The sequence below is a fragment of the Paenibacillus thiaminolyticus genome, from assembly GCF_003591545.1.
In the GTDB taxonomy this organism is placed as follows: Bacteria; Bacillota; Bacilli; order Paenibacillales; family Paenibacillaceae; genus Paenibacillus_B; species Paenibacillus_B thiaminolyticus_A.
Genome location: NZ_QYZD01000001.1, coordinates 247,259 through 269,810, shown reverse-complemented (window position 1 = coordinate 269,810; position 22,552 = coordinate 247,259). Strand labels below are relative to the sequence as shown.

Sequence of the window (22,552 nt, the reverse complement as noted above, 5' to 3'; positions counted from 1 at the left end):
ATCCTCCTCGTTTATGGGCCCTCAATAGGGTCTAATAGTTCATAGTTCTCGAACGTGAACGCTACCTCTTCCTGAACCTCTTCGCCTGCCGTCCAGTTGGCAAGCTGCACCTTGTCCGGCATGCAGCGGATCAGGCGTACAGTCTCATGTCCGTATGCTTCCGGGTCATCAAGTTTCGATATAATGTCGAACTTGGCAAAGCCGCGCTTTATCATATCGGACGTTACTTTAAATCCACTCATGGTTCCTGTTCCCTTTTTGATTCCAATCTTGTGCTGCACCCAGTCGATGCCGCACAGGTTCAATTCGCGCTTCTCTACCTCGACGCTGGCCTCCAGATGGTTTATATTTGATTGCCACTTTCCGTCAATAAAGGCGGCCCCGTGGGTACCTAGAATGACGCGGCTCGGGTCTAAATGTTCCATGCTCTCTCACCCCTTATTGAACAAAAAATGTTCCGAAGATTTGTTCCATGACGTCTGTTAGTCGGGCATTCCATTGCAAGAACACTTGGTCCGGTTCAGGCTGCTTTGCCGGGGCAGAACCGTAGTAGCTAGGATCGAGTATGACGTCGTAACCTGCGCCCTCTATGACGTTGCTCTGTGCAAGTGTCCGCATATACTCCTTACATGCTCCAATAAGAGCGAGGCGCCCTACATCGTTGTTATTGACCTTTCCGATGTACGCATCCTCTACCGTTCTCCGAAGGTCGGCGTTTATTTGGTCCATGACACGAATCGTCCGGATTTTCTTCCAAGAATTGTTCTGACCATTACGCAGCGTGATAAGCGTATTGACGCCCCGCAGCACCTTGACCTGACGGCCGTCATGGATGAGCAAGAAAACACCACTCCGAACCGCTTGCTCCTGCTCCGATCGCGTCCAGCGACGGGTAACGTCATCAAAAGGAGATACTGCATATGTCGTGGATTCGCTAATCGATTGTCCAGCTATCAGGCCGGCAGCCCATGCAGCCACTTGAGCGGAACTGTATTCCTTTCCGGCCAGGACAGCCCCAGAGCCCACATTTACAACGCCTTCATGGTTGAAGGCGGCGCTTCGGGCGCTTGCTTTTGCCACTGCGTCGCTTGCCTTGTCGTCCTCGGCCGTTCCCCCGAGAGTAGCAATGATACCTTTGCCCTCGGAGCGAACCCGCTTGACCCATGCAACGATGCTTGCCCGTAACGCCGGATCGGCGACTCCATCAAGCGTCAAAACGTGAAACTCTTGCCCTTCGAATGCTTCCGTCGCGGTGATGTAATCGGCATTCGTGATACCAGAAATACCGCTGTTGCCGCCCGTGAACGTGGAGCCTGATACATCAGCCATTGTCCCGTCAGCTATCTTTTCAGCGACAATCCATTTGTTATCTGCGTCTTCATTGATTGCCGTCGCTGCTGCTGCAGATGAGCCGTCACCAATCGAAAACGTCCGCAACAGAGTCGTGCCCTCATACAATCGCAACTCCTTTTTCGTCGCATCCACAAGACTGGCTTGGACCGTCACATTGAAGTCGTTCCCGCGCTCACCCGGATACTTTGCTGTCAGAGTCAAGCAGTCAGCGGACGCCTCCGCAGTATCTTTAAGCGTGACCTTTGCGGCCGCTGCCGTGTTGTCCGCCAATCGATACGCTAACAGCTTTTTAGGCCCGCCAAGCAGTGCTAAAAAGAGTGTTGTATATGCCGAAGCTCCGCCTGTCTCTTCGAGCGAAAAGCTTTCCTTGATAGATTTCTCGTCCGCTATTTCAATGAACTCCCCGACTGGCCCCCAGTGCGCCTTCACAGGAGCAACGACCACGCCACGAGCACCCGGCTGGATGGCGGTGCCCGCCGCGGCTACGAAATTCATGTACAGGCCGGGCAACACCGGCATATCGGTCGGGCTCCAATTTCCTCCTGCCATCTACTTCACCTTCTCTCGTAAAAATTTTCTGATGAGCGCCTTGGCTTCCGAAACTGACATTTCAGCCACTTCAACTCCATGTAACGCCCCGGCCAGAACCTCCGGCTTCACGTCAAAAAGAGCTTGCGCATTCGCCGCAAGCTCTTCAACGGGATACCGGGAGATACTTGGCTGCTCTTTCTTTTCAGCCACGCCGATCACCTCATATCTGATTTGAAATTGACACTCTGAATCACTGGTGCTTCCTCGGTAGGCCTTGCAGTTCGGCGGCGTAGGGTGACCGTTATTTGTCCCTCTGCGATCGGGTCTGCAGAAATGTTGGCCCTTAAATCCGAAACCGTCATGTACCGTCGGTCAGATTCGTCCAGGGGTACCTTGATAGCATTTCCAAGCTCTTCTACGAGTTTAAGGACACCACCATGTTCTTGGTTTGTATCAGCACCAATGATGTGAGCTGTGAACCGCTTCTTAACCTCATATACGGCTCTCCCCATTGACTGTACGTCTATTCCCGTTACCCGCCACATTACGGCAGGACGGGCATATCCAAGCGGCCAGAGTCCGGAATACACGGCCCACTCAGGCGCTATGCTTGATTGTGTCCATTCAGCAAGCGCCGATAGCCACGGGTCGTTCGAGATCGCCGCTGTCGTATTGACCGGCTGCAGGGCCATGACCGCAAACTGCATACCGCGGGTAATCGCGTCCCAATCCTCGTCAACAACGTCCTGGCCAGAAGATCCGAGATAGATACACGAAAATACTTCTCCTGCCTCGGTTGTCAGCAGCTGCTTGTCCAGTGCGGCGATGATTTTTCCCGCCAAGGCGTCCACCTTTTCAAAGGTTGAGCGCGACACATACGGCCAGACCTCTACGATCCGCCGGAAGCCCACCCAAGGTGACTCGTCGCTATCCTGCCCTTGCAGGACAACGACATACGGCTTTTCGCTCTTGGCCTCGGCAGCATGTGGCTCATAGACGTCCTTTAGCTCGGGAATTGCAGCAAGCAGCCGTTCTCGGATTGCATTCCTCATTCAGCACCCCACCATTTCAATAAAGAGTCTCTGAGTTCCCCTTTGTATTTGACCGCCGTAGGTTGGACAATTGGCCGCGCCTTCATCCCGGGGTGATTTCGAATTGCATGAACCGGGTGCTTGGCGCCGCGCCAGTATAGCGCTTGACCATGGACGGGGACGATGTCATATGGGGCACCGACAGGACCGTGAATCCCCGTTCCTTCCTCGAGGTAATTCCCGATCTTTGACCCATGGGCCATGTACATGATGATTTTGTCATTCGACTTCTCGACACCGGAATGCAACGCTCTCCGAGTGTTAGCGGTCCGGTCTTTCCATGGAGCCCCCATTTTCATATCGCCTTCGGCTTGACGTGATACATGTTGTACCAGGGCGTAGGTTCCGGCCTTTTTCCGCTTCATGTACTCAAGCGCACCCTGACCAAAGTCCCCCATATCACTTCACCCTTTCGAGATCCGCTTGATAACCAACGGTCACTCCCTGCACAATCTGAGGTTGCACGGATACGACCTCGAACGTCTCTCCCAGGGCTTCGAATCGATCAGTTACATTCGGCCCCGCTTTGATGTCGGCATACTCGTCGGCCAGCAGGCTATATGCCTTGTCCGTCTGCTTCGTGCCGGCCATCACAGAGACGGTCTGAGGTATCTGTGACCGAGCCATAAAAATCCGGACGGTGACGGGCGGAAGGTCCCTTTCAATCTCATCGTGCCCGCCACCCTTCCGGATCTTCTCCTTGCGGTGGATGGTGATCGCCGTCGGGTTCTGTGCAATGTTCCAGGCGATGTGCTTCCGCCGCATTGCTACAAAGTCGGTCATAGCACCCTCGGCGGCTGCACGCGGAGCATGAAGCTCCCCCCGTTCGTAACCGATTCCGCCATTTGGCTGTACTGCTGAGCCATCAACAGAGCGTGATTGAGCTTGTCTTTCAGGGGGGTGAGGTCGTACTTTTCCGTACCAGCCGAATAGCTCTCGATGTCACCCTGCAGCAGTCCTGCCTTCTCCATCCACCCCGCGGAGGCGGCGGCATTAATGCTATCCGCCTCCTGTAGCAGCAAGTCGATTTCTGTATCGGTGAAATTTGTGTCCGCTTCGGTACCGCCCCTCGGAATCACCTCGTTTAAGAGTCTCCGAAGCCGGGCCCTAAGCAATGGACTAGTTTCCATTTAGATCACCGCCTTAGGCTTTCCCCGGGAAAGTAATCTCCTGGACATTTTCGTCGATCGCCGCAAATACACCGCGCCATACGTCGCCGACCACTTGTGCTTCTACCAGACGTGTCAGGTCCCCCATAGTTGCTTGGATTTGCAAAGCCTGCTTGATCAGTTCCTTGAATCCACGCTTAGGGCGAATGAGGTAAGCTTTACCCGCTGGCACCCCAGGATACGAATATGATTTCTTGCTGACTTCCGCTTCCCATCCATCGTAATAGATGATATCTGTAATGCCGGCCAGTGCTCTGTACGGGGTCGCCTGAATCGTGAAGCTGGACAACGCATCATCAATGTCTTCCTTGTCAGCCGGATTTGCTAAGAGAATGTTCCCCGGGCGCTTGGCCGTCCGTGCATCCCGCAGCGCAGCTCGCAACGTCTCCCGCATGCTCAAAATAAAGTGGGAGCCAGTGGCATTCGCAAGCGTTTTGCCAAGTTCGTCCACATATACAGGAGTTGTCTTATTGCCCGCCTTAAAATTGTGTTTGATGATCGGCCCGAGGTGCAGATGATTAAGCAAAGCATTGTGTGCTTCGCCGAAAGCCTTGTTAAGCAGCTCGAAGTTAAATGTTTGATTGAAAAGCTGCATTTCCTTCGTATATTCAAAGCCCGCCGTATACCCCTTAATACGGGCAATAGGCCCTTGCTCGGCCTGCAAGCTGCCAAACTTGACCTCTTCACCTTCCATATGCTCAAAAAAGATGACCGTCCCGTACTGTGCCCATTTCGCTTCGAATTCCTTTGGAAAATTCGGATCGTCCATTGTGTGATAAATGGGGCCGTACAGGGTCGGAACTTCTTCTTTTCCCAGCTCAACGTCAAGCACAACCTTCTGCAGCAGTTCTTTCCTGCTGTTTTCGCTAGTGAGCATTTCACCGATCGGCTTGTCGAGCTCATAGGTCTCCATCTCGCCGTTTACGATCTTCTTGGTGACTACTTCCTCCTTTCCGTTCAACAAAAAAGGAACCCTCGTCTCAATGGTTCCTTGGCGACGTTTCTCTTTAATTGTCTCCACGCTGTGTACTCTTGCCATTGATTATCAGCCTCCTTATACTTGCGGTCCCAATAAGAACCAAATTACGTTTTTCGAATCCTTGGCAGCCGTGACACGGCCGACAAGGCGGTTTCCTGTGTCAGTCTCGGTCAATTGCGACTTGGCAGCGTCCCAATAGATAGGCGTGCCGAAGGCGAACTCTTGAGTTTTATCAATCTGATCTGTTTCAAACTCGGCTTGTTCCACATTGAGGATTGCTTCGTCCGTTTCACCAGTACCAGTTTTTACTGACTCCATGGCAGCTCCGAAGAAGCCGCCAATAAGATAGAATTTCTGAGCCTCCAGGGTAGTTTTTTCAGGCACAGGAACTCGAACGGACTTCCCGTCACTGACCTTCGCACGGTACGACTGATACGTGGTGCTCGGAAATGGTTGGCCTTTATATGCCATTGACATTCAACCTCCTTAAATGCTTGTTTTCTTTGTTCTAAGACCTTGCGGCGCCCCAGCTTGCCCGCCGCCAGTTGTGGCGCGGCCAGCTCCGGCAGGCTTATCAGTATGGATTGCTTCGACCATGCCCTTGACGACTGGGTCCGCCAAGAATGCATCCATCTCACCAGCGATTTGCTCCTTAGTCGCATCTGCAGCGATACCACGGGCATGGTAAGTCCAGAGCTTACCTAGCGCTGTCTCGGGGCTTTGGAGTTCCTTCCGGACGGCCGAAGAAGTAACCTTCGACTCCATCATTTCCCCTACGATTTGATCCCGGTTGGCGGAAGTCTCCTTGTCAGCAGCCGCCTTCAACGTTTTGAATAATTCTTCAACATCCATTTCCCCGCTCACGCCCAGGACACTCTCAGCTTTGCTCAATACATCCAACGCTCGCTGGACTTGTTGCGCAAACTCTGGTGTCAACTCGGCGACGACCTGCTCATCTGTAAGCCCCATTTCGCCGGCCAGCGTGCCGATCGTAAATCCCTTCATGCCGTGTTTCTTCTTCACTTCGGTTAAAACCTGCGCCCATTCCACCTGTTCGTCATCTCCTTTCGATTCTTCGGGGCCTGCCCCATCTAAGTCCCACATCTCGCCCGACATGGCGACGATGCGGGTATTCATCCCTGCGCGGTCAAGTGGCGTCCAGTCGATGGATAAAGGATTGTAGCCAACTACGTCAGTTTCTCCCTTTGCTCGTTGCAGCTTCGGCATGCCGTAAATGGATACCTGATTAATTCGGTTGGAGCGAATCCACCGTTTCAGATCCTTGGCTGCTGCATCGACCACTCCGCGGAAGTAAGCCGTTTCGCCGACCATCTTTGCGCCGACCCAATGCGTGACTGGCGGCAGAAACTGATTGTTGACCTCCTCCGGTTTTTGGTGGCCCAGGAAGCCGTTCAGCGTCTTGGTCATGACCGCATCGACAATATCCTTCAACGACTGGCTTCTGTAGTTCCAGCCCCGTTTGGAACGGCTGGCTGGGATCTCTACCACGACTTCCAGCGGATCATCGTCGCCTTTCTTTAGCTCATCAATCCGTACTCCAGGTGCAAGTGGTACATCATTGATGTTCATCTCTCCCGAAAGATTCCCGAACAGCCTAAACGGCTGTGCTGTCTGCTCCGCCATCTCCCCGTAAATCAGTCCGTTCCGCATTCTCTTGTTCACCCCCTCTCCGTGCCAACGCAATCAAGCCGCGGCTGATTGCTTCGATAGCCTGTTCCTCTGCGACCAACCGCATTTCTTCCTCCCGATCTGCAAAGAGCGGAAATAGATGGATGTGCAATAACTCGTGCACCAATGAAAGCTCCATGTCCTGGGGTTCGGCAGAATCAGGAGGGTAGTCGACCGGATCTAGGATGCGAATCGACGCCATTCTTTTCGGGAGCACTGCATCAATCTCAGCATTGCGATTTTGTTCATGCATTTCCCTCTCCCGACATATCTCAACGCCAACAATCCAATCCTGCAACCGTAGGACCTTCTGCCATTCCGCGCACTTAGCGCGGAGCTCGTCCACTGTAAAAATCACTTCATGCAAGATGCTCACTCCTCTACAGGCAAAATAAAAAGCGCCTTTTCGGGGCGCTTACTCTTCATCGTCTATGTTGTTATCCTTGCCTCCATCTAGCAGCTGAAGCTTTTCCTTCGTCTGTTCCTTCCGCATCTGCCGCAGCTCCTCCTCGGTCGGAATCAACGGGATTTCAAACTCAATTCCTCCTGACATGCGCAACCCTCCTATATGCATTCTACGAGTCCATCATAGCACGCATATGCAAAGGGTACTATGCCGCCTTGGAATATACCTCCTGATACCATTTTTCGAGCTCCGGCTGCGATGCCGGATTCTTCGTCCAGGCATTCAGCCGATCGATAAAGGTGTCCGTATCCTCATGGACCGAAACAAGCGTGCACATACAATTAGGATGGGCCGGCATCGGCGGTTCCTTCCCGGGTGGCCAGACGCCCCTACCGAGGCCGTGGTCTGCTTCCGCGAATCTCTTGCATACATGGCATGGGTCAGAATTATTCGACAACAGCCACTTCATGCCGGTATAGCTTGGGCTTACCTTGGCAGCGGCGATCGTCCCCTCGCCGAACGCGGCAGCCGTCTCCGTCCGGACGAGGCGCAGCGCCTCATAGCTGATATCCTGAGGGATGCGGCTGCCCATTCGTTCCATCATGTTTGGATATTCATAGGCAAGCGTCTTTTTCCCACGCCGGACATATTTTTCAAGAGCCCGCGCCGTTTCGACAGGGTCCTCGCCCGTCGCGACTGCATCCTGAATGATTTCGGTCATAGCAGACCGGGCTTTTTCTCCGTGTTTCCACAATCGATCGGATAAATGCAACCCGCCTTGGGTTCTTGCCCAGCAAGCTTCGACCGCCTGCGTATTGGCTCTGAAAAACGCCCTCTTTACCGGTTCCTTCGCCAGCTTCGTTTTACTGATCTGCGAAAGCGTAACCTCGTAAGAGTAGCTGGTGCCTGCTTCCACGGCCTTCTCGATGCTGCTGCTCACAATTCCCTGCAAGGCCTCCGTTATACTGTTCTGGCGCAGTGAGAGCTCAAGAGCGGTCAAGTATCGGACATTCATCTGATTGCCGTAGCCCTGCCGCTTCATGAGGCGGATTTCCCTCGCTACCTTGTCAGCAGCACGGATATAAATTCGACGGACTTCTTGATCCTGGCCGAGCCGCAGGTCGATATACTTCTTCCTGGCTGCAAGCGCCCATTGCAAGTATGGCCCCGTCGTCCGCATCAGTTGTCGCAACGTCTCCTCAACAGACTTGACAATGCGGCTCATTATATCGCTTTCCTTTCTTCTTCAAGGTAACTTGCATCAAATAATCGAGATCGGAAGATGGACGTCTCCAATATTCGATCCTTTTCGCCTGCCACGTCCGGGTCACCGGACTCATAGTCACGGATCGTATCTATCCAGTATTTCAAGTACTGCACGGCAGCCTCCATAGACATCAATTGTCCAGATACTGCCTTGTCCAACGCTTCGACGATTGATTTCAACTCCTCGGCAGCATCTTTGCTGTCGCGGGGGTCGATATTCTCCCAGACCAGGGCCGTCTCGTAGGTACTAAAGCTGATATTCTCGGCCTTTGAAATCATGGCCAGCACCATCCGAGCCAAGAGCTTCCACGAGTCTGAGAATGCCTGACGCTTCCGCTCAATCTTTTGGATGAATACAGGCATCTGCTCTTTAGTCGATGCGAGCGAGCTGGGCGTATGAACACCAAACACGAATTCCGGAGTCTCTGAGGACGAGATGATGCAGTAAAATACGAATTCAAGCAGGGCCGTTGCGTCACCGGTTGCAGATCGCGCTTCGATGAATTGGGCATCTTCTTCGCCCTGGAATATCAACAATTCGTGTCCGTTAAGGTCGATTTTCCCGCCCTTCTTCGCGAACTCAGCCGGATCATCGACGCCGAAGTTGTTTCGTAGAAAGCCAGCGACGTCTTTCAGCTTCAGCTTGAGCCTCGGCGTGCTGTGCATCTTCGAACCCTGTACCGCATGTAGGAATACGTCATGGTACACCTTCAGGAACGGCTCCACCGACTCAAGGTCACTCTTCCCGAATTCCATGGTCTCGTCGCCCTCATTTTTGAAATGAACAATGGGGATGAATCCCCAGGGGTTCGGAGTTTCCCCAACTTCTATGCCTGGAGGGATGTCGCCCTCAATCTCAATCAAGCGCCTCTCAGCACTGATGCGTTGCTTGATGGTCGCCTGCCGGTTCGCTCCGCTCTCATCTACCCAAGTATGTGTCGATTCAAGGATATACTCAATTGCTTCCCCCGTTATTGGGTTACGGTTGATTTTTCTCACTTGGTCGGGTGGGAGAATGTTATATACCAATCTCTTTCTCTCTTCAGGAAAGAGGGGGGAAGTATTGTCCTCCCGTGTGATCCAGACAAAGCAGTCACCTTCCTTGATGGCGTTCAACTGCGTCCGCTGGACCCTTGAGTGATTCTGCTTGAAAAACTCCTGCAGCCTCCCTTGGGCATCTTCATCGGCGCTTTTTATTTCGGGCACGCCCATAAATCCGACAGTCGAGTTGACTATCTTTTTGGCAAAGCCAGCACCGAGCTTGTAGTTCTCTTCTGTGTTGTCATAAAGTGCCCGGGCTTTTGCGTAATTTACTCGAGTCGAATCAAGCCTATACGCACCGCCTATGCCGCTTGTTACAAGCCCCCAGAGACCGGACAAGCCTTGCCGAAGCTTTGACATTTCCCCAACCGCTCGCTGCCACCAACTAGCCATATATCTTCCCTCCTCTCAGTAGACCAGCCGCAGCCGGATCAATAACCATACCGGATCTTGCGAATGCCAAAACAAGCGCGTCCGCCCGGTCAGGTGATCGGAGGCCCCGCTTTTTCATGTCTTTTTTGGATTCCAAAATGATTTTGCCCTTGCTCGTCACGGTGTACTTCCGGGTTGAAAGCTGCGCGATTAAGTCCTCATCGTTCGGGATCTGAATATCCCCAGCCTGCAGCAAGTCCCGGACGCGCGCCCATGCTTCCGTACCCCAATTATCATAGTGATCGGGGTCGTCCGCCTTTCCGCCGTTGTGGCAGTCGATCACATCGATGTATAGCCCCTCTTCTCGGACAACTTCCCTAACCCGGTCAGTTACTCCGCCGCCGACGCCATCATCGTCAATTTTGACGGTGCAACGCGGGCGCCCGTATTTCAACATCAGCTCCTTGGCCAAGTTGATGACCCATCCGGCCGTCTCCATGGTGTCCTTCTTGGTGTAGGTCCGAATGAATGGAACCATTAGGCCAATCCGCGGCACGATGACGGTTTCGTCGTCACCGAAGCGAGCGACGTCAACGCCGATTTCAAGAGGCGCCGCTTCCGGTATGTCGAGCTCCCCGTCTTCCTGGAGATACACTTCCCGCATGGCGGCCGCCTCGGCCAATTCCAAGGGGATGAAGGTGTCCGGCTCCGCGCGGGGAAAATCCCCATCTACCCGGACGCGGACGACGTCGCTGTCCCGGCCGTACTTCCTCTCCAGCATTTCGATGTTTTTCTTATTGGTGCGCCGGCTGTCCCGGCTGGAGACCTTATGCGCCCGATAGTCGCCCCGATCCTTGTGATGTGAATCGTAGAAGGTGCCACTTGTCCGCGTCGGGTTACCGCACATGACCAACTTGTTCTCATCCCCGGAAAGTGTCCCGAGGATGGCTTCCATGATTTCATCCTTCACGCCGGAAGCCTCATCCACAATGAAAAGCATGTAGTCCTCGTGAAATCCCTGCATATTCTCCGGCTTCGTGGCCGTCCGCGCAGTCGCGAACCACCGCTGTTCGTGGCCCACCATGTAGACCTTCGTCTTCGTCCATTTGAGCAAGTTTTTGACCATTGAGCGTTCCAACCATTTGGCCACTTCGGCCCAAAGGACGTCGTGGAGCTGCTGCCGGGTCGGAGCTGTACAAACGACCTTCGGATTCGGGCGGCAACAAAGGAACCATATGATTAGGGCCGCCTCAAACGCTGTCTTGCCGACACCTTGTCCGGAACGAATGCTCACCCGTGGATGAACGGCCACATCGGCCATCGCTGCCCGCTGCCAGTCGTCCGGGTCGAATCCGAGCATGTCCTCCGCGAAGGCGACAGGATCATCCCAATATAGGTCAATGAGGGTAACGAGGTCGGAAACGACGTTATACGGCTTACCCATCCGTCTTCACCTTCCGCCGTCTATCTGCAATCTCCCTAAGCGCATCTGTCCAGCTCGCCGTTGCTCCCTCAGCACCCTGAAGCTTCTGCAACTCAATTTGCAAGATGGCCGTCCGGACTTGCTTTTCCTCGTCAATTGCGATCAGTTTGTTCATAAGCTCGATCGCTTTGAGTTTCTTGTCTTGGACTCGGGTCAACGCCTCCTCAAGCTTGATGATGTCGTCAATGGCTCTGTACTCCGTTTCCTCAATCTCGGATTCGACCATCTCCGTCCGGGTAATGGGCACCGTCCTGGTCACACCCGTCTTCTCATCATGGACCGTTAACACATCCTTGGTCGCTTTGAGCTCGCTGAGTACCCGCCGCTGCTTCTCGGTCAGCCCGTCCATGAGCCGGCCTATACGCTTGAGCATGCGACGCTCGCGAATGGTCAGCAGCTTTATGGCCTCGTCTGCCTGCTGGACGGGATCGGTGTCAACCTGCTCGACGAGCTCCTGCTCGTCCTCTTCGAGTGCATCCATCCAGATTGTTTCATACTCCCCGGTCGTGACCGCCTTCTTATTGCCGAAGGGCCCGCCGGTACCCCCTTTATTGCCGACAGCATTCTGATTTCCCTTGGGAGCGCCGCCGCGGTTACCGACAGCGTTCTTGTTCCCTTTCGGGGCGCCGGGACCCCGCCGTCGATTGGTAACGTTACTATTCGATTCATTGGTAACGTTACCTTTCAAATTGTCGGCCCAACGGTCCTGGCTCTTCCACTTTCGGACCTGTGTCTCGCCAATCCCGAGGGCGGCAGCGATGTCCTTAAGCTTCATCGTCCCGCCGTTCTCCAGCCACATTTGTTTTGCCTTGTCCCGTCCAGGGCTTCTCTCTCTCGCCATTACATATCACCCCACCTCCATAAAAAAGGACGAGATCATTTGATCTCGTCCTTTTAAAGCTAATCCAGTATATTAATTTAGATACCCTCTATAATCCAACCTGCTGCTTCTATTAATCCCCCTGAACCTAAGTCGTCTAAAGAAATAGCCGATCCAATAAAATCAGTTATATCTTTTGCAGAAGTAGGAATTCCCGATGAATCTTTCTCAACTTCAACTTTAAAAACTGTGGTACCTTTCCCGTCCCATCCCATTATTTCTGATTCTTCTGAATCATCCTTTGATGCAGTACCGGCTATAGCATCTGCTCCTACAGTAAATCCTTTATTGTAGCTATAAACAACCTGTTTATCTCTGTCAAAAATAGCATAGACCATGTAACCTTTCCCTGTTCCATTAACTCCGGATTTTCTCAAATAAAAGTTAACATTAACACTATAGTCTTCGCCTTCTTGACTTAATACATATGACCCCTTTGCTTTTGTGGATCCCTTTTCATCCTTTTTTTCTTTTTGTTTAATTACTGGCATATAAACTCTCCTTTTTGTTTTTTTACACATTTATTATTTATAAATTTGGAGAATCTATTAAGACAATTAATGGAATGGTTAAATTTCGTCTTTTTGCAACTCGATATCTATTTCGATGAGCTTTTTCAGGTCGTCAACGGTTTTGATTTCGATCCGGCCGTCTTGAAAGTCCTTTACCCAGCGAGCGATTCCGGCCTTTACAATCTTCCGGTACTGTTCCTTGCTTTCAAGAATCCCCTCCATGACGGCAAGCTCATGCTGCAATAACACATCATGTTCACAATTTGTTCCCATTGCCGTTCCCCTCGACTTCCATTACAATGATGACGAGATAGTGGCTTTCGCTTCCGTGGCCACGGGTTTCCACTATCTCAGCCGGGGGAACCTGGCTGCGTAGGAGGGCGTACCAGCGCCCTCCTTTTTCTATGCTTCGAACCATTGCAGATTGATCTGCTCGGCAATCTTTTTCATCATCAACGGCGGCACGCTCATTCCGCATACGTACTGGACATCTGCATCCATGAAATCGTAATCCCGCGGGAACGTCTGCATCCGAATGATGTCTGTGTCGCTGATATGCTGCGCCACGTCAGACCGCACGAATACGGAAGAGCTGGCGATGGTGTTCGGAACTTTCTGATCCTTTAGTAGCACAGTGTTGAAGTTGCTGATCCTTCCCTCTTCTCTCCCGGTAACGTCGCCCATGTTTAAATCGTGCGGGCGCCGCTGCTTCCACCGCTGGAACGTTTTGCTGTTTGGGTTGATTGGCGGGCCGTCCCCGCCGCGGATGTCCCTATACAGCACCGGCGGCTCATTGAATTCTAGCCGCAACGGTGGGTAAGGCATGTCATCCCGCGTAGCAATGAAGAAGATCCGTTCCCTCTTTTGAGGAACCCCCATCGTGGCAGAGTTCAAGAGGAACAATTGCGGGCGGTATCCGATTTCCCGGAAGCGCGACAATACCATGCTAACATACCCACGTGCCTTTCCGACTATCATCCCTTTGACGTTCTCCGCGACCACCACACGCGGCCGCAGCTTCTCAGCAACGTCCAAGAAGTCGAAGAATAGATCATCCAACCTCTGAACAGCCTGGCCCTCACGGAATGCGAACTCTCCACCCCATTTCTTTTCACGGGCTCCTGACATGGAAAATACGCTGCAGGGCGGCGAGGCGTCCAGTATGTCCAGCTCGAATAATTCAGCCGGCAGCTCGGCGTCTAGCAGCCTCTTAAACTCCTGAATTGGCATCATGTAGGAATGCCGTGGGCTGTGGTTCCGCCGATAAATCCGCATCATCTGGGGGTCAATCTCCACATTGCCCAGCACCGTATAGCCGGCAAGCTTGTAGCCCATAGTTGAGCCGCCACCGCAGGAGAAGCAACTGAACACGGTGCGGCCATGATTCTCCACCTGCCCAATGTCCTTCAAACTCCAGTCCCATTCACGCGTCATGCTGCATCACTCACTTTCGGGATCAAAAACGAACCCACAGCGTGGGCACTTGCACCCGAAACGGGATTCGTCGAATTCGTCAGTATCCAATTCTCGATTCTCGAAATCGCCGAGTTGGTCTGCCGGCAGTTCCTTGAATTCATCAAGCAAGCGGTCGATCTCGTCTTCGTCGAATCCGGTCAGGCTCAGGTCGGCAGCTTCGGCTTGGAGCTCGTCAAGCAGCCGGGCAAGTGCCTCGTCATCCCAACGGCCAGAAACCTTGTTCAGGGCCAGATTCAACAGCCGCTCCTGCGTCTCGTCAAGGTCGACGACGGACACTTCTACTTCCGTCCGCCCCTGCTCGTTGACAAGGATCTTGAAGCGTTGATGCCCGCCGACCATATTCCCGGTTCGCTCGTTCCAGACTATCGGCTCGACGTAGCCGAATTCCTCAATGCTGCGGCGCAGCTTCTTGTATTCCGGGTCGTCCGGCTGCAGGTCAATGCGGGGGTTGTACGCTGCTGCTCTGATTTTCTCTATCGGTATGACTCTGATATCCATAGTGTCCTCCAATAAAAAAGCACCCGTCCGGGTGCATAATTTTAAATCGCTCCATTATTTCTTAAATTCCTCATGATCTGCGGATTATCTTCTTCTACGCTGTAAAAGAAGACTTCGTCTACGTAGTTCTCTACATCCCACTCATTTATGCTCCACTCATTTGTAGTAATCAGTATCACTTTTCTTGATTTTGTATTCTCTAGTTCAGTAAGAAAATTATTATACCGCTTAGGATTATTTAATACGGTTTGAACAGGGAAAAATAAAGTGAAAGTACTATCGTTACCTTTAGGATTAAATTTGGTAGAAGTAACATAGCTGTTTATATTAACAGTCATTCTTCCTAGATCGTAGGCAGTTGTTGACTTAACTGTATCCGGTAAAAGTCTTTCTTTAAATGCACGGTTAATAAAGTTTGATATATCTGACATAGAAGACGTTCTGATAATCCCCCTATCAAACACTCTATCCAAACAATATAGAATAACCCTTATTTTAGCGTCACTGTCATAACCTCTTACCAAAAGTGTTTTTTTAGTGTCATCATTCAAGAAATCTAATACAGCTTCAATAGCTTTCTGTTTATCACTCACGCTCTCGCCTCCCTCTCATCAATATCTTACACTTCGACCTAAGGAACAAAATTCCTTTAATCAATAGACTGCAACAATGCCATTCCGAGCCTTTTACTTTTTCCAATCTTACGAGGACCTGCGTGCCGCTCAATTATGTTGTGTTGGTTTCTCGCGGGTTCATTCGTAATACGTCCGCACAGCGATTCTACGGCCCCGCCCTGCCGTTTTCTGCTCTTGCTCCTGTACTCGGAAGTATTAGAACATACGTTCCTTAAACGGGCTTATATTTCGTCGTTTCGTGGCAAAAGAAAAAGCACCCGATTAAGGTGCTTGATGATTAATTTAAGCCGTAAATATATTTCTCAATATGATTGTATTTGGGCCCCATCTCCTCAATGGCAAGTCCAAACTTAGAAGCTGCCGAATTAATGATCCTGTCATACTCTTGATCCGATACATATCCGTTTTGTTTTTCTTCAATTTCGGATAATGCACCTCTAATATACTCGTAAATCTCCAAATCTCCAGGTGCTAGACTGTTCTTACGATTCTGTTGTTCAAGTATAATTTTATTTAGCTCAGGTGTAATGGCTTGCGCTTTTCCGTTTACAGCAAAAATTTCATTTCCAAAAATCTCCCACTCATATATAGATGGAGTACTCAATCCTGGAATTTTGACAGTATAGACAACTAGGTTACCTTTTTCCTCCCACTTTCTCTCGAATTGGGAGTGCTTCTTTTCAAAAAAATCACTTATTGAGACGCCATCTTTAGTAATGTAATTTTGAACCATTTGAAGCATGTTACCACTCCTTCAGCTTTTAAGTCATTACATAATTCGACATCAGGAAGAATTACCCTGCTTCACACACGGACGCCTGCCACAAAATTGCTTTGTTCCTGTCCATTCTCCCCAACTACAGCCTTTACAAAGAGCTGGCTGCTTAGCCGGATCTTTTATTCGCTTCTTTTTCTTCTTCACGTTACATTCCCCCAATAAAAAAAGCCGTCCCATTGAAGGAACGACTTCGGATCATATATAAAATTCATTCGAGCAAAGAGTCTTGTTCGAGCAATGGCGCCCGCAAGCGGCCGCAGCAAAATCGCTGCGCTCTTTGCTTTAAAATCATTTCGTACTTTGTAACTATATACGTGGATCTAAGAGCATTTTATCCGGCCGAAAAAACCATTGTCAAAGCCAAATTTTTCGATTAAGCATGGAAACTACTCCTCACCATCCACCTCTCTTGGAATATCTCACTATTTCACACTTTTGATTTCCCCTATAAAATAGTTTAATCTGGAAGAAAGAACAAATAGAAAGGGGCCTTCTAAATGGAAATTTTCCAGAGACAGCTTGGTAAGTTCATAGCCTTGGCTTTAATCGCTATTTTCGTTATTTTCGCGTTCAACATGCTTCCCCAGGCCATAAAAAGTTTTCCCGAGCGAATGGCTGAATTAGCACCTTTGTTCAGCCGATAATGAAATTGGCGAGAAGAGGTACGCCCCGGTAATTCGCCGCCTGCTGGACGGCCGTGCGTGTCATTCTCGCCCCATTTCCACATTGCCATAGTAACACGGTTTTTTCCTCACGTGTTCGTCAAGATTCCCCAAAATGTCCCACGTTTTCGTCAAAATTTCATCTCGTCCCGTTCGAAGAATCCTAGCAGCTTCAATGTGTTTGCAATCGAGGTGGTACCTTCCTCGATCCGTCTGTCTATTGTGCTGTCCGACAAGCCGCGGCGGAAGAAAAGGATCGTCTCCTTGCGGCTGTAACCCTGAAAGAACCGATACTCGACCGCCCGCTTCGCATCTTCGTCTTGGATCAAGCCAGCAGACCGGCGCAGCATGGTCGTGTAGAATCGATATTGCTCATACACCCATTTCTGCTTTTCGGTCAGAATGACGGCGTTCGCCGTCTTGTCTGCATGCAGATCATCTTGGTCTATCCGCCGGCCCGTCTCCCCATCGACGGCCACTTGCGCCAGTTCCTGTTCGAATGCTTCAAAATCGCGCATCAGCGCGACCATGTGTATATATTTTTCGAGCAGGAATTTCGCTCGTTGGATCTCTGCATCTGTCGCCTTTGAAAAGAGTTCACCCTGTGCCCACTCCATCGCCATTCCCCTCATTCCCCTTTGTGTGGTATAGTTGGAATGAAGGAAATACGTTTTTTGACCGCCCCCGCAGCCCGGCCAAGGATTCGCGGGGGCCGTCTTTTATCTTCCAATCAGAAGTATTGACATTGCCACATATCTATCAGGCAGCCACGGGCGGCCTCGTAGAATATGCGTTATAAGGACTTTTGCATCCCAACCGCTGTACGTCTCACTCCTGGGGTCCCATTCTTGCAGATGCAGCGTGTCGCCCACCTCGTAGCCCCGATCATCAAGCCGAATTTCAACTGTCTTGCGCCGGCAAGGGTCCGGCTCCGTTACAGCCTCGAAATGCTCCGGCCACACTTTCAATGTGTGAACGCTCAAAACCATTCCCCGCCCTTCTTCATGTACTTCCCATTGAAGCTCATCTGTGGGGCTGTAACTGCCAGCGGCCCTTTTTTGTACTGTACCGCGGGCTTCATAGCATCCAGACGTTCACGTTCAGCCTTCAACTGCTCTGGACTCAATATATATGAGGTCACTTTTTTATAGTCGGTCATCTTCTACACTAACTCCTTCCTCATCATCTACTTGGCAGAATGCGCGTTTGAACATGGCTTCAAGTAGGCTTAAATACAATTCCAGTTCATCATCCGTTTTCGCGTTTATATCCGGTCCGTGACCTGGAACAGACTTGAAATTTTCGAGTCGCTTCAGGAGTTCTTTGCGTCTTTTGGTCATGACTCTGTTTCCTCCTCTATTTCAATCCCCAGGTAATGATAGTCATCGTAGTAACCCATGCAACCGTCAGAATGATAATCTTCCGTGAACGTCACGCCGGTGCCGTCGGTCATTTTCAAAACAATCTGCCCCGGTTCCCACCACTCATCATTCACGATACGTTCCCAGGATGTTACCTCTATGCTGCAAATCGTCTTGCCTTGTAATTTTTCGAGCAGCTTCATTTTCTCAGCTCGGAGCTCCTGAATGCGCCGCTGCCGTTCTTCCTCCTGGCGTTCCTTTTCCCAGCGTTCCTTCTCTTTTCGCTCCCATTCCTGTACAGCTAGGCGTAGCCTCATATTCTTCGATTTTTGCTCGTGGCAAAAGCCGCATCTTCCGAACCGTTCTTTTTCAAAGAGGCTTATCGCCCGACCACATTCACATTGAAGCATTGCCGTTCCCCTCCTGTATGCGTTGTATGACTGTCATTTCAGCTTCTGCTGAATCGTGAAAGCTATCGAATGGTTCAATGTCCCCGTTCTGATGCCAATTTGATATTTCCAACCCTTGACCATACAGTTCATCGAAGTACGTTTTGAATCTTTTAAGCTGTTCATTTTCTTCTTTCAGCCGTTCTACTTCTTCCCAGCCTGCTTTTTCTGATTCATACAATACTTTCGCCATTACTCCGCGCAAACACAAAATCGTATGCACGTTTTGATCTATCAATTGACGTTGGCTGTCGGTAAGCTTAGTCATTCTGTTCACTCTCCCCTTGGGCTTTGCCCTGATTTATATATTCAAAACTAGCTGGCCAACTTGTGATGCAGCTACTGGATTGATCCAAAGGACTTCTTCCCTGGCTGCGCCTGCCTCAGCCTTGGCTTTCTTGGTTTCTCGCCTCCAATGCCGTAGCCGGTCATCGTACATTGGATGAGCGTATCCGGACAGCAACACCGGACCCGGATGCTGATCCAGCGCGTCCAGTAATTCTGCGTGCTCTTCCTCCGTCATTTCGAATCTATAGCTGGAGGACGTCCGCGTTGTGAGAACATACCGCGGATCTGCATATATCAGAACATTCGGGCGTCTGTAACGCTCCATCAGTTCCAACGCTGGCTGATTCTCGATCTGGACTCCTTTTAGCCGTTCGGAGACCGCCCTTACTCTTCCCGGAAATTGGAGCCACTCTTGCCCCGGAAGCGGTCCATTTGCCTCGACCATGCTGCGCCATCCGGTGCGGCGATTAGTCTTTCCGCCGCGCCCTTGCCATAGCCGGACGAGCAGCCGCCGTGCCCGCTCGAGCTCATCTGCCGTATCTTCATAGCTCAGGTAATATTCCTCCCGGCTGTGCGGCGTCCAGCGGATGACATGAGCCAGCTCGTCCGGACGCTCCCGGATCACCCGGAACAGATTCACGATGTCCCCATCGATGTCGTTGACGGTCTCGATCCGGCTGCGCCCCTTCGTGAACAGAACGGCACCTGAGCCAAAGAACGGCTCCAAGTATGTCTCGTGCTCTGGCATATGGGAAATGATCCATTCGGCCATGCTCCACTTGCTGCCGGGATAGTGTAAAATTCTTGGGACGCTCAAGCTCTCCCCTCCCCGGCCAGGAGGCCCATATTTGAAAATGCGTATAGCAGCTTCTCAAAGGCCCGGCTTCGAATCTTCATGTATGTGACCGCGCTGATCGACGGTTCGAAAGCGAATGAATATACCTGCGTGTCTGTGATCCTTTCTCGCTTCATGTATCGCTCCCGAATGAGCAACTGCTCGTCCGGGTCGAGGTTGGAGACAACCTCATCAATGGCTTTGCACAAGCGTGCTTCTTCGGGAATCTCTGCCACATCGATCCTGTTCAGGAAACTGTGGAATCGATACGACTTGAATACTTTCTCTATCGCCGTCTTCATCTCTTTGGCGTCCACGGCCGGCCCCCCTATGCTTGTGCAATATATCCACCCATCGACTGGGCGGTGTATCTGTGATCCATGCATATCTGTGATATCCCCGCAGGTGTTGCTGGAACGTAGTAAGAGCCCCGCAAACTGCAGCCGGGATACCAGACCACAATCGCCGACGGGAAGGGAGCTCCGTCCGCGGCTCCTTCGAACTTCAACCGCCCCTTCAGGTAATAGATCCGGCCAAGAAGTGCATTATCTTGGAACCAAATCGTATCAGTGCGAGCTGCAACCAAGCCGACCACCGTCACACCTTTATGGGCTTCCTCGACGGCTTTGCGCATCCAACGGCTCACAGCTCTACCGTATGGCGGATTCATCCAGCAGACGCCTGTCCAATCTTGGGTAAGGCCGTTCTTTTCCGTGTCAAAATAGTTCGGATGCTTGTGGTTCTCGGCATTCGCACATACGTCGATCGTGAAGCCAAACGCCTCATGAAGTTGGTCATATAGCCATTCAGGAGTTCCCCAATCGTCTCGTTTGCTGCTCGTTAACGCTTCATTCAAGAGTGCCCCCACCTTTTTCAAGAATGTATGTTCGGTTTGACGGCCGCAAAGTGCTGCTGCAGCCGTCAACCTCTCCCCTATTTGCTTACGCGGCGCCGCCGTTCTCTTTCATTTGCTTCGCGACACGCTTCTTGTACGCGGTCCACCGTGCCGAGAATTGTCCGCTTGTCAGGCCGACCTTGCTTGCAATTTCTCGCCAGGTTGTATTTGTATTGAGACGTTCTTCCAGTAACCTCGGGAAGTCGATTGGAAGGTCATCATATGCCGGGCGGTGTTCCAGAATGAACTTCTCAAGCTCTTCCTTGTCCACTTCTTCGGCAGCCGCGCCCTGGTCTGCTTCCTCCGCAGCAGGTTCTTGGTCGGAGCCTTGGCCATCGTCTTCAAACTCAACCGTTCCGGCCGGCGCTCCATCCTCTTCAGCACCTCCGGTATCCGCTGGCTGAGCATCTTCTTGCGCAGCCTTCTCCGCTACTGGTTCAGGCTCGTCCTGCACTTTGCCTTTTCTCCACTCGTCCCACTTGGCAGCCAGCGGCGCAACCCGCGCCCGGTACTCGTCAAAGATTTCAGCAACTTTCCCGCTGCTCATTTCCAGCTCATTCGCAATTTTGAGGTACGTTTCCCCGCTCCGAATGCGCTGAATATATGTGGGGAAGTCGTAAGGCAAATCCTCGTATGACGGCGCCAGGCGAGCAATGATGAAGTCATCAACGATGTCCTTGTCAGATTCCTTCGCTTCGTGTTTGACTGGTACTTCCTCTTTCGGAACTCCTTCCAGTTCCATTTCTACCTGTTCACCATCTGGCTTCACCTCGGAAACAAGCCCTTTTTCGTCAACCCGGTAATGCTTGATTGGCTTCTCTGTTCGTGCATTGACCTCGACGTTATACTGTACAACTTGACTTTCCAGAGCGAACCTGACGTTTTTCTCGATCATCTTCCGCAAGTGGTAGTAATCTTCGCGGCTCTCTAGATCCTGCGTAACTTCGATTTGCAGAACCAGCTTCCCGCCTTTCTTCATGTTTGCTCCAATCAATGTTCCCTCGGACTCGATGTAACCCATGTCAAGCAGCTCCTTTTTTGATTTTTTGATGACAAGCCCAGCAGAGCGCAATGGCGTCTGACGGGTCATATAAACGTTCCTTGATGTCGCCCTTCTTGTACTTCCCTTTCGGGTCGTCTCTCTGGTAGAAAAGAGGAACGGCGATGTCGTCGTAATCCAAGCCGAAAAGCATCTGCATTTCGACCGCGACGGTTTCCTTGTCCGCATTCCCCTTCCCCGTATGCATCTTGAGTTCCGTTGGCCGAATCTCTGCAATTCTGATTCCCAGATGTAGTGCCCCGAGCGTCACCATGGAGTAAGCCCCCACAAGTGCCAAGACGCTATTGGCATTCTTGAAGTGGACTGGGCGCTCCAGAACAAGAACATCCGGGCGCTCCCGTTTCAAAAGCTCGTATGTGTCCTGATATATCGCATCGAGTACCGCCGGCATTTTGATTTCGGTGTAATCCCTAATCCCAAAATTTCGCGGCCGTCCGGCCACCATGGTCGCCCATCCGGCATAATTGGTCCCGTGGTCAATCCCCATGATTTTCATGATAAGTCCTCCCTGCTGACCATCAGCCTCAGCTCAAACTCTCGAATTCCCTCGTCGAGCTCGTCCGGATTGATGTCGGCGAATTCCGTTTCGAGTTCTCCCCGGGCGGGCACCTCGTATGTCCGCTCGAATCGGTGCTTCATGTATTCATACACGCTCCACCGGCTCCAAGGTCTTCCGCTCATGCTCCCCACCGGAGCCGCCGCACCTGTCCTTTTTCCCTGCTCACAATCACCATCTGCTGGCCGTCATCCCGCTCCACAAACCAGTTATCCGGGAGCAGTTTTTGCCGGCGAAGCTCCATCTTCTGCCGTCTTGTCGGTTTTCGTAACTTCTTCATGTCCAAT

36 protein-coding genes are annotated in these 22,552 nt (G+C 51.5%); all 36 read right to left on the bottom strand.

Translation table 11 applies throughout. The features are described from left to right. Positions 1-11 precede the first annotated feature (11 nt). Complete coding sequence (locus DQX05_RS01350; protein ID WP_119790212.1) at positions 12-425, bottom strand: phage tail tube protein; 414 nt, start codon at positions 423-425, stop codon at positions 12-14. A 13-nt stretch (positions 426-438) separates the two neighbouring features. Continuing rightward, positions 439-1,902 (bottom strand): phage tail sheath family protein, encoded by a 1,464-nt coding sequence (locus DQX05_RS01345; RefSeq protein WP_119790210.1) that lies wholly within the window; start codon positions 1,900-1,902, stop codon positions 439-441. Next, positions 1,903-2,094, bottom strand: a complete 192-nt coding sequence (locus tag DQX05_RS01340) for a YqzN/YkzM domain-containing protein (RefSeq protein ID WP_119790208.1) — start codon at positions 2,092-2,094, stop codon at positions 1,903-1,905. Positions 2,095-2,099: 5 nt separating this feature from the next. After that, positions 2,100-2,936 (bottom strand): hypothetical protein, encoded by an 837-nt coding sequence (locus tag DQX05_RS01335; RefSeq protein WP_119790206.1) that lies wholly within the window; start codon positions 2,934-2,936, stop codon positions 2,100-2,102. Next, positions 2,933-3,373, bottom strand: coding sequence for a hypothetical protein (locus tag DQX05_RS01330; RefSeq protein WP_182914574.1), 441 nt, complete (start codon positions 3,371-3,373; stop codon positions 2,933-2,935). The genes DQX05_RS01335 and DQX05_RS01330 overlap by 4 nt, the downstream gene beginning before the upstream one ends. Position 3,374: 1 nt before the next feature. Then, entirely contained in the window at positions 3,375-3,758 is a 384-nt protein-coding gene (locus tag DQX05_RS01325) for a hypothetical protein (protein WP_119790204.1), read from the bottom strand. Continuing rightward, entirely contained in the window at positions 3,755-4,054 is a 300-nt protein-coding gene (locus DQX05_RS01320) for a hypothetical protein (protein ID WP_259391719.1), read from the bottom strand. The genes DQX05_RS01325 and DQX05_RS01320 overlap by 4 nt, the downstream gene beginning before the upstream one ends. Before the next feature lie 64 nt (positions 4,055-4,118). Further along, positions 4,119-5,183, bottom strand: coding sequence for a hypothetical protein (locus DQX05_RS01315; protein ID WP_119790201.1), 1,065 nt, complete (start codon positions 5,181-5,183; stop codon positions 4,119-4,121). Between the two features lie 15 nt (positions 5,184-5,198). Next, complete coding sequence (locus DQX05_RS01310; protein ID WP_119790199.1) at positions 5,199-5,594, bottom strand: DUF2190 family protein; 396 nt, start codon at positions 5,592-5,594, stop codon at positions 5,199-5,201. 15 nt (positions 5,595-5,609) lie between these two features. Beyond that, on the bottom strand, positions 5,610-6,794 hold the full coding sequence (locus DQX05_RS01305; protein ID WP_119790197.1) for a hypothetical protein: 1,185 nt from the start codon (positions 6,792-6,794) through the stop codon (positions 5,610-5,612). Beyond that, positions 6,739-7,179 carry a hypothetical protein gene (locus tag DQX05_RS01300; RefSeq protein ID WP_119790196.1) on the bottom strand — a complete coding sequence of 147 codons (441 nt, stop codon included), beginning with the start codon at positions 7,177-7,179 and terminating at the stop codon, positions 6,739-6,741. The genes DQX05_RS01305 and DQX05_RS01300 overlap by 56 nt, the downstream gene beginning before the upstream one ends. A 48-nt stretch (positions 7,180-7,227) precedes the next feature. Beyond that, complete coding sequence (locus DQX05_RS30490) at positions 7,228-7,365, bottom strand: hypothetical protein (protein ID WP_182914573.1); 138 nt, start codon at positions 7,363-7,365, stop codon at positions 7,228-7,230. 58 nt (positions 7,366-7,423) lie between these two features. After that, complete coding sequence (locus DQX05_RS01295) at positions 7,424-8,443, bottom strand: structural protein (protein WP_119790194.1); 1,020 nt, start codon at positions 8,441-8,443, stop codon at positions 7,424-7,426. After that, positions 8,443-9,918: a phage portal protein gene (locus tag DQX05_RS01290; RefSeq protein WP_119790192.1), complete on the bottom strand. Its 1,476-nt coding sequence runs from the start codon at positions 9,916-9,918 to the stop codon at positions 8,443-8,445. Before DQX05_RS01290 ends, DQX05_RS01295 begins: the two co-directional genes overlap by 1 nt. After that, positions 9,911-11,341, bottom strand: coding sequence for a DEAD/DEAH box helicase family protein (locus tag DQX05_RS01285; protein ID WP_119790191.1), 1,431 nt, complete (start codon positions 11,339-11,341; stop codon positions 9,911-9,913). Before DQX05_RS01285 ends, DQX05_RS01290 begins: the two co-directional genes overlap by 8 nt. Further along, entirely contained in the window at positions 11,334-12,221 is an 888-nt protein-coding gene (gene terS / locus DQX05_RS01280) for a phage terminase small subunit (RefSeq protein WP_119790189.1), read from the bottom strand. Before terS ends, DQX05_RS01285 begins: the two co-directional genes overlap by 8 nt. Before the next feature lie 77 nt (positions 12,222-12,298). Next, positions 12,299-12,751, bottom strand: coding sequence for a hypothetical protein (locus DQX05_RS01275; protein ID WP_119790187.1), 453 nt, complete (start codon positions 12,749-12,751; stop codon positions 12,299-12,301). Between the two features lie 78 nt (positions 12,752-12,829). After that, a complete protein-coding gene (locus DQX05_RS01270) occupies positions 12,830-13,045 on the bottom strand; it encodes a hypothetical protein (RefSeq protein WP_119790185.1) in 216 nt (71 codons plus the stop codon). 129 nt (positions 13,046-13,174) lie between these two features. After that, positions 13,175-14,206 (bottom strand): DNA cytosine methyltransferase, encoded by a 1,032-nt coding sequence (locus DQX05_RS01265; RefSeq protein ID WP_119790183.1) that lies wholly within the window; start codon positions 14,204-14,206, stop codon positions 13,175-13,177. Between the two features lie 6 nt (positions 14,207-14,212). Further along, positions 14,213-14,746, bottom strand: a complete 534-nt coding sequence (locus DQX05_RS01260; protein WP_119790181.1) for a ParB N-terminal domain-containing protein — start codon at positions 14,744-14,746, stop codon at positions 14,213-14,215. A 41-nt stretch (positions 14,747-14,787) separates the two neighbouring features. After that, on the bottom strand, positions 14,788-15,339 hold the full coding sequence (locus tag DQX05_RS01255) for a hypothetical protein (protein WP_119790180.1): 552 nt from the start codon (positions 15,337-15,339) through the stop codon (positions 14,788-14,790). A 319-nt stretch (positions 15,340-15,658) separates the two neighbouring features. Further along, on the bottom strand, positions 15,659-16,123 hold the full coding sequence (locus DQX05_RS01250; protein ID WP_119790178.1) for a hypothetical protein: 465 nt from the start codon (positions 16,121-16,123) through the stop codon (positions 15,659-15,661). 529 nt (positions 16,124-16,652) lie between these two features. Beyond that, on the bottom strand, positions 16,653-16,892 hold the full coding sequence (locus DQX05_RS30200) for a hypothetical protein (RefSeq protein ID WP_147385143.1): 240 nt from the start codon (positions 16,890-16,892) through the stop codon (positions 16,653-16,655). 60 nt (positions 16,893-16,952) lie between these two features. Next, positions 16,953-17,444, bottom strand: coding sequence for a hypothetical protein (locus DQX05_RS01245; protein WP_119790176.1), 492 nt, complete (start codon positions 17,442-17,444; stop codon positions 16,953-16,955). 96 nt (positions 17,445-17,540) lie between these two features. Then, positions 17,541-17,810 (bottom strand): DUF3850 domain-containing protein, encoded by a 270-nt coding sequence (locus tag DQX05_RS01240; protein ID WP_119790175.1) that lies wholly within the window; start codon positions 17,808-17,810, stop codon positions 17,541-17,543. After that, a complete protein-coding gene (locus DQX05_RS01235; protein ID WP_119790173.1) occupies positions 17,801-17,980 on the bottom strand; it encodes a hypothetical protein in 180 nt (59 codons plus the stop codon). Before DQX05_RS01235 ends, DQX05_RS01240 begins: the two co-directional genes overlap by 10 nt. After that, complete coding sequence (locus DQX05_RS01230; RefSeq protein ID WP_119790171.1) at positions 17,967-18,161, bottom strand: hypothetical protein; 195 nt, start codon at positions 18,159-18,161, stop codon at positions 17,967-17,969. Before DQX05_RS01230 ends, DQX05_RS01235 begins: the two co-directional genes overlap by 14 nt. Then, entirely contained in the window at positions 18,158-18,592 is a 435-nt protein-coding gene (locus DQX05_RS01225) for a hypothetical protein (RefSeq protein ID WP_119790169.1), read from the bottom strand. Before DQX05_RS01225 ends, DQX05_RS01230 begins: the two co-directional genes overlap by 4 nt. Then, a complete protein-coding gene (locus tag DQX05_RS01220; RefSeq protein WP_119790168.1) occupies positions 18,579-18,899 on the bottom strand; it encodes a hypothetical protein in 321 nt (106 codons plus the stop codon). The genes DQX05_RS01225 and DQX05_RS01220 overlap by 14 nt, the downstream gene beginning before the upstream one ends. 33 nt (positions 18,900-18,932) lie before the next feature. Continuing rightward, positions 18,933-19,736, bottom strand: a complete 804-nt coding sequence (locus DQX05_RS01215; protein ID WP_119790166.1) for a DNA adenine methylase — start codon at positions 19,734-19,736, stop codon at positions 18,933-18,935. Further along, on the bottom strand, positions 19,733-20,071 hold the full coding sequence (locus DQX05_RS01210) for a hypothetical protein (protein ID WP_119790164.1): 339 nt from the start codon (positions 20,069-20,071) through the stop codon (positions 19,733-19,735). The genes DQX05_RS01215 and DQX05_RS01210 overlap by 4 nt, the downstream gene beginning before the upstream one ends. Before the next feature lie 11 nt (positions 20,072-20,082). Then, positions 20,083-20,610 carry a DNA N-6-adenine-methyltransferase gene (locus tag DQX05_RS01205; RefSeq protein ID WP_119790738.1) on the bottom strand — a complete coding sequence of 176 codons (528 nt, stop codon included), beginning with the start codon at positions 20,608-20,610 and terminating at the stop codon, positions 20,083-20,085. An 85-nt stretch (positions 20,611-20,695) separates the two neighbouring features. Beyond that, entirely contained in the window at positions 20,696-21,739 is a 1,044-nt protein-coding gene (locus DQX05_RS30485; protein ID WP_182914572.1) for a hypothetical protein, read from the bottom strand. After that, positions 21,672-22,205 (bottom strand): crossover junction endodeoxyribonuclease RuvC, encoded by a 534-nt coding sequence (locus DQX05_RS01195; protein WP_119790162.1) that lies wholly within the window; start codon positions 22,203-22,205, stop codon positions 21,672-21,674. The genes DQX05_RS30485 and DQX05_RS01195 overlap by 68 nt, the downstream gene beginning before the upstream one ends. Continuing rightward, positions 22,202-22,390 (bottom strand): hypothetical protein, encoded by a 189-nt coding sequence (locus DQX05_RS30195; protein ID WP_147385142.1) that lies wholly within the window; start codon positions 22,388-22,390, stop codon positions 22,202-22,204. Before DQX05_RS30195 ends, DQX05_RS01195 begins: the two co-directional genes overlap by 4 nt. Next, positions 22,387-22,545 carry a DUF6906 family protein gene (locus DQX05_RS30480; RefSeq protein WP_182914571.1) on the bottom strand — a complete coding sequence of 53 codons (159 nt, stop codon included), beginning with the start codon at positions 22,543-22,545 and terminating at the stop codon, positions 22,387-22,389. The genes DQX05_RS30195 and DQX05_RS30480 overlap by 4 nt, the downstream gene beginning before the upstream one ends. Between the last annotated feature and the right edge of the window lie 7 nt (positions 22,546-22,552).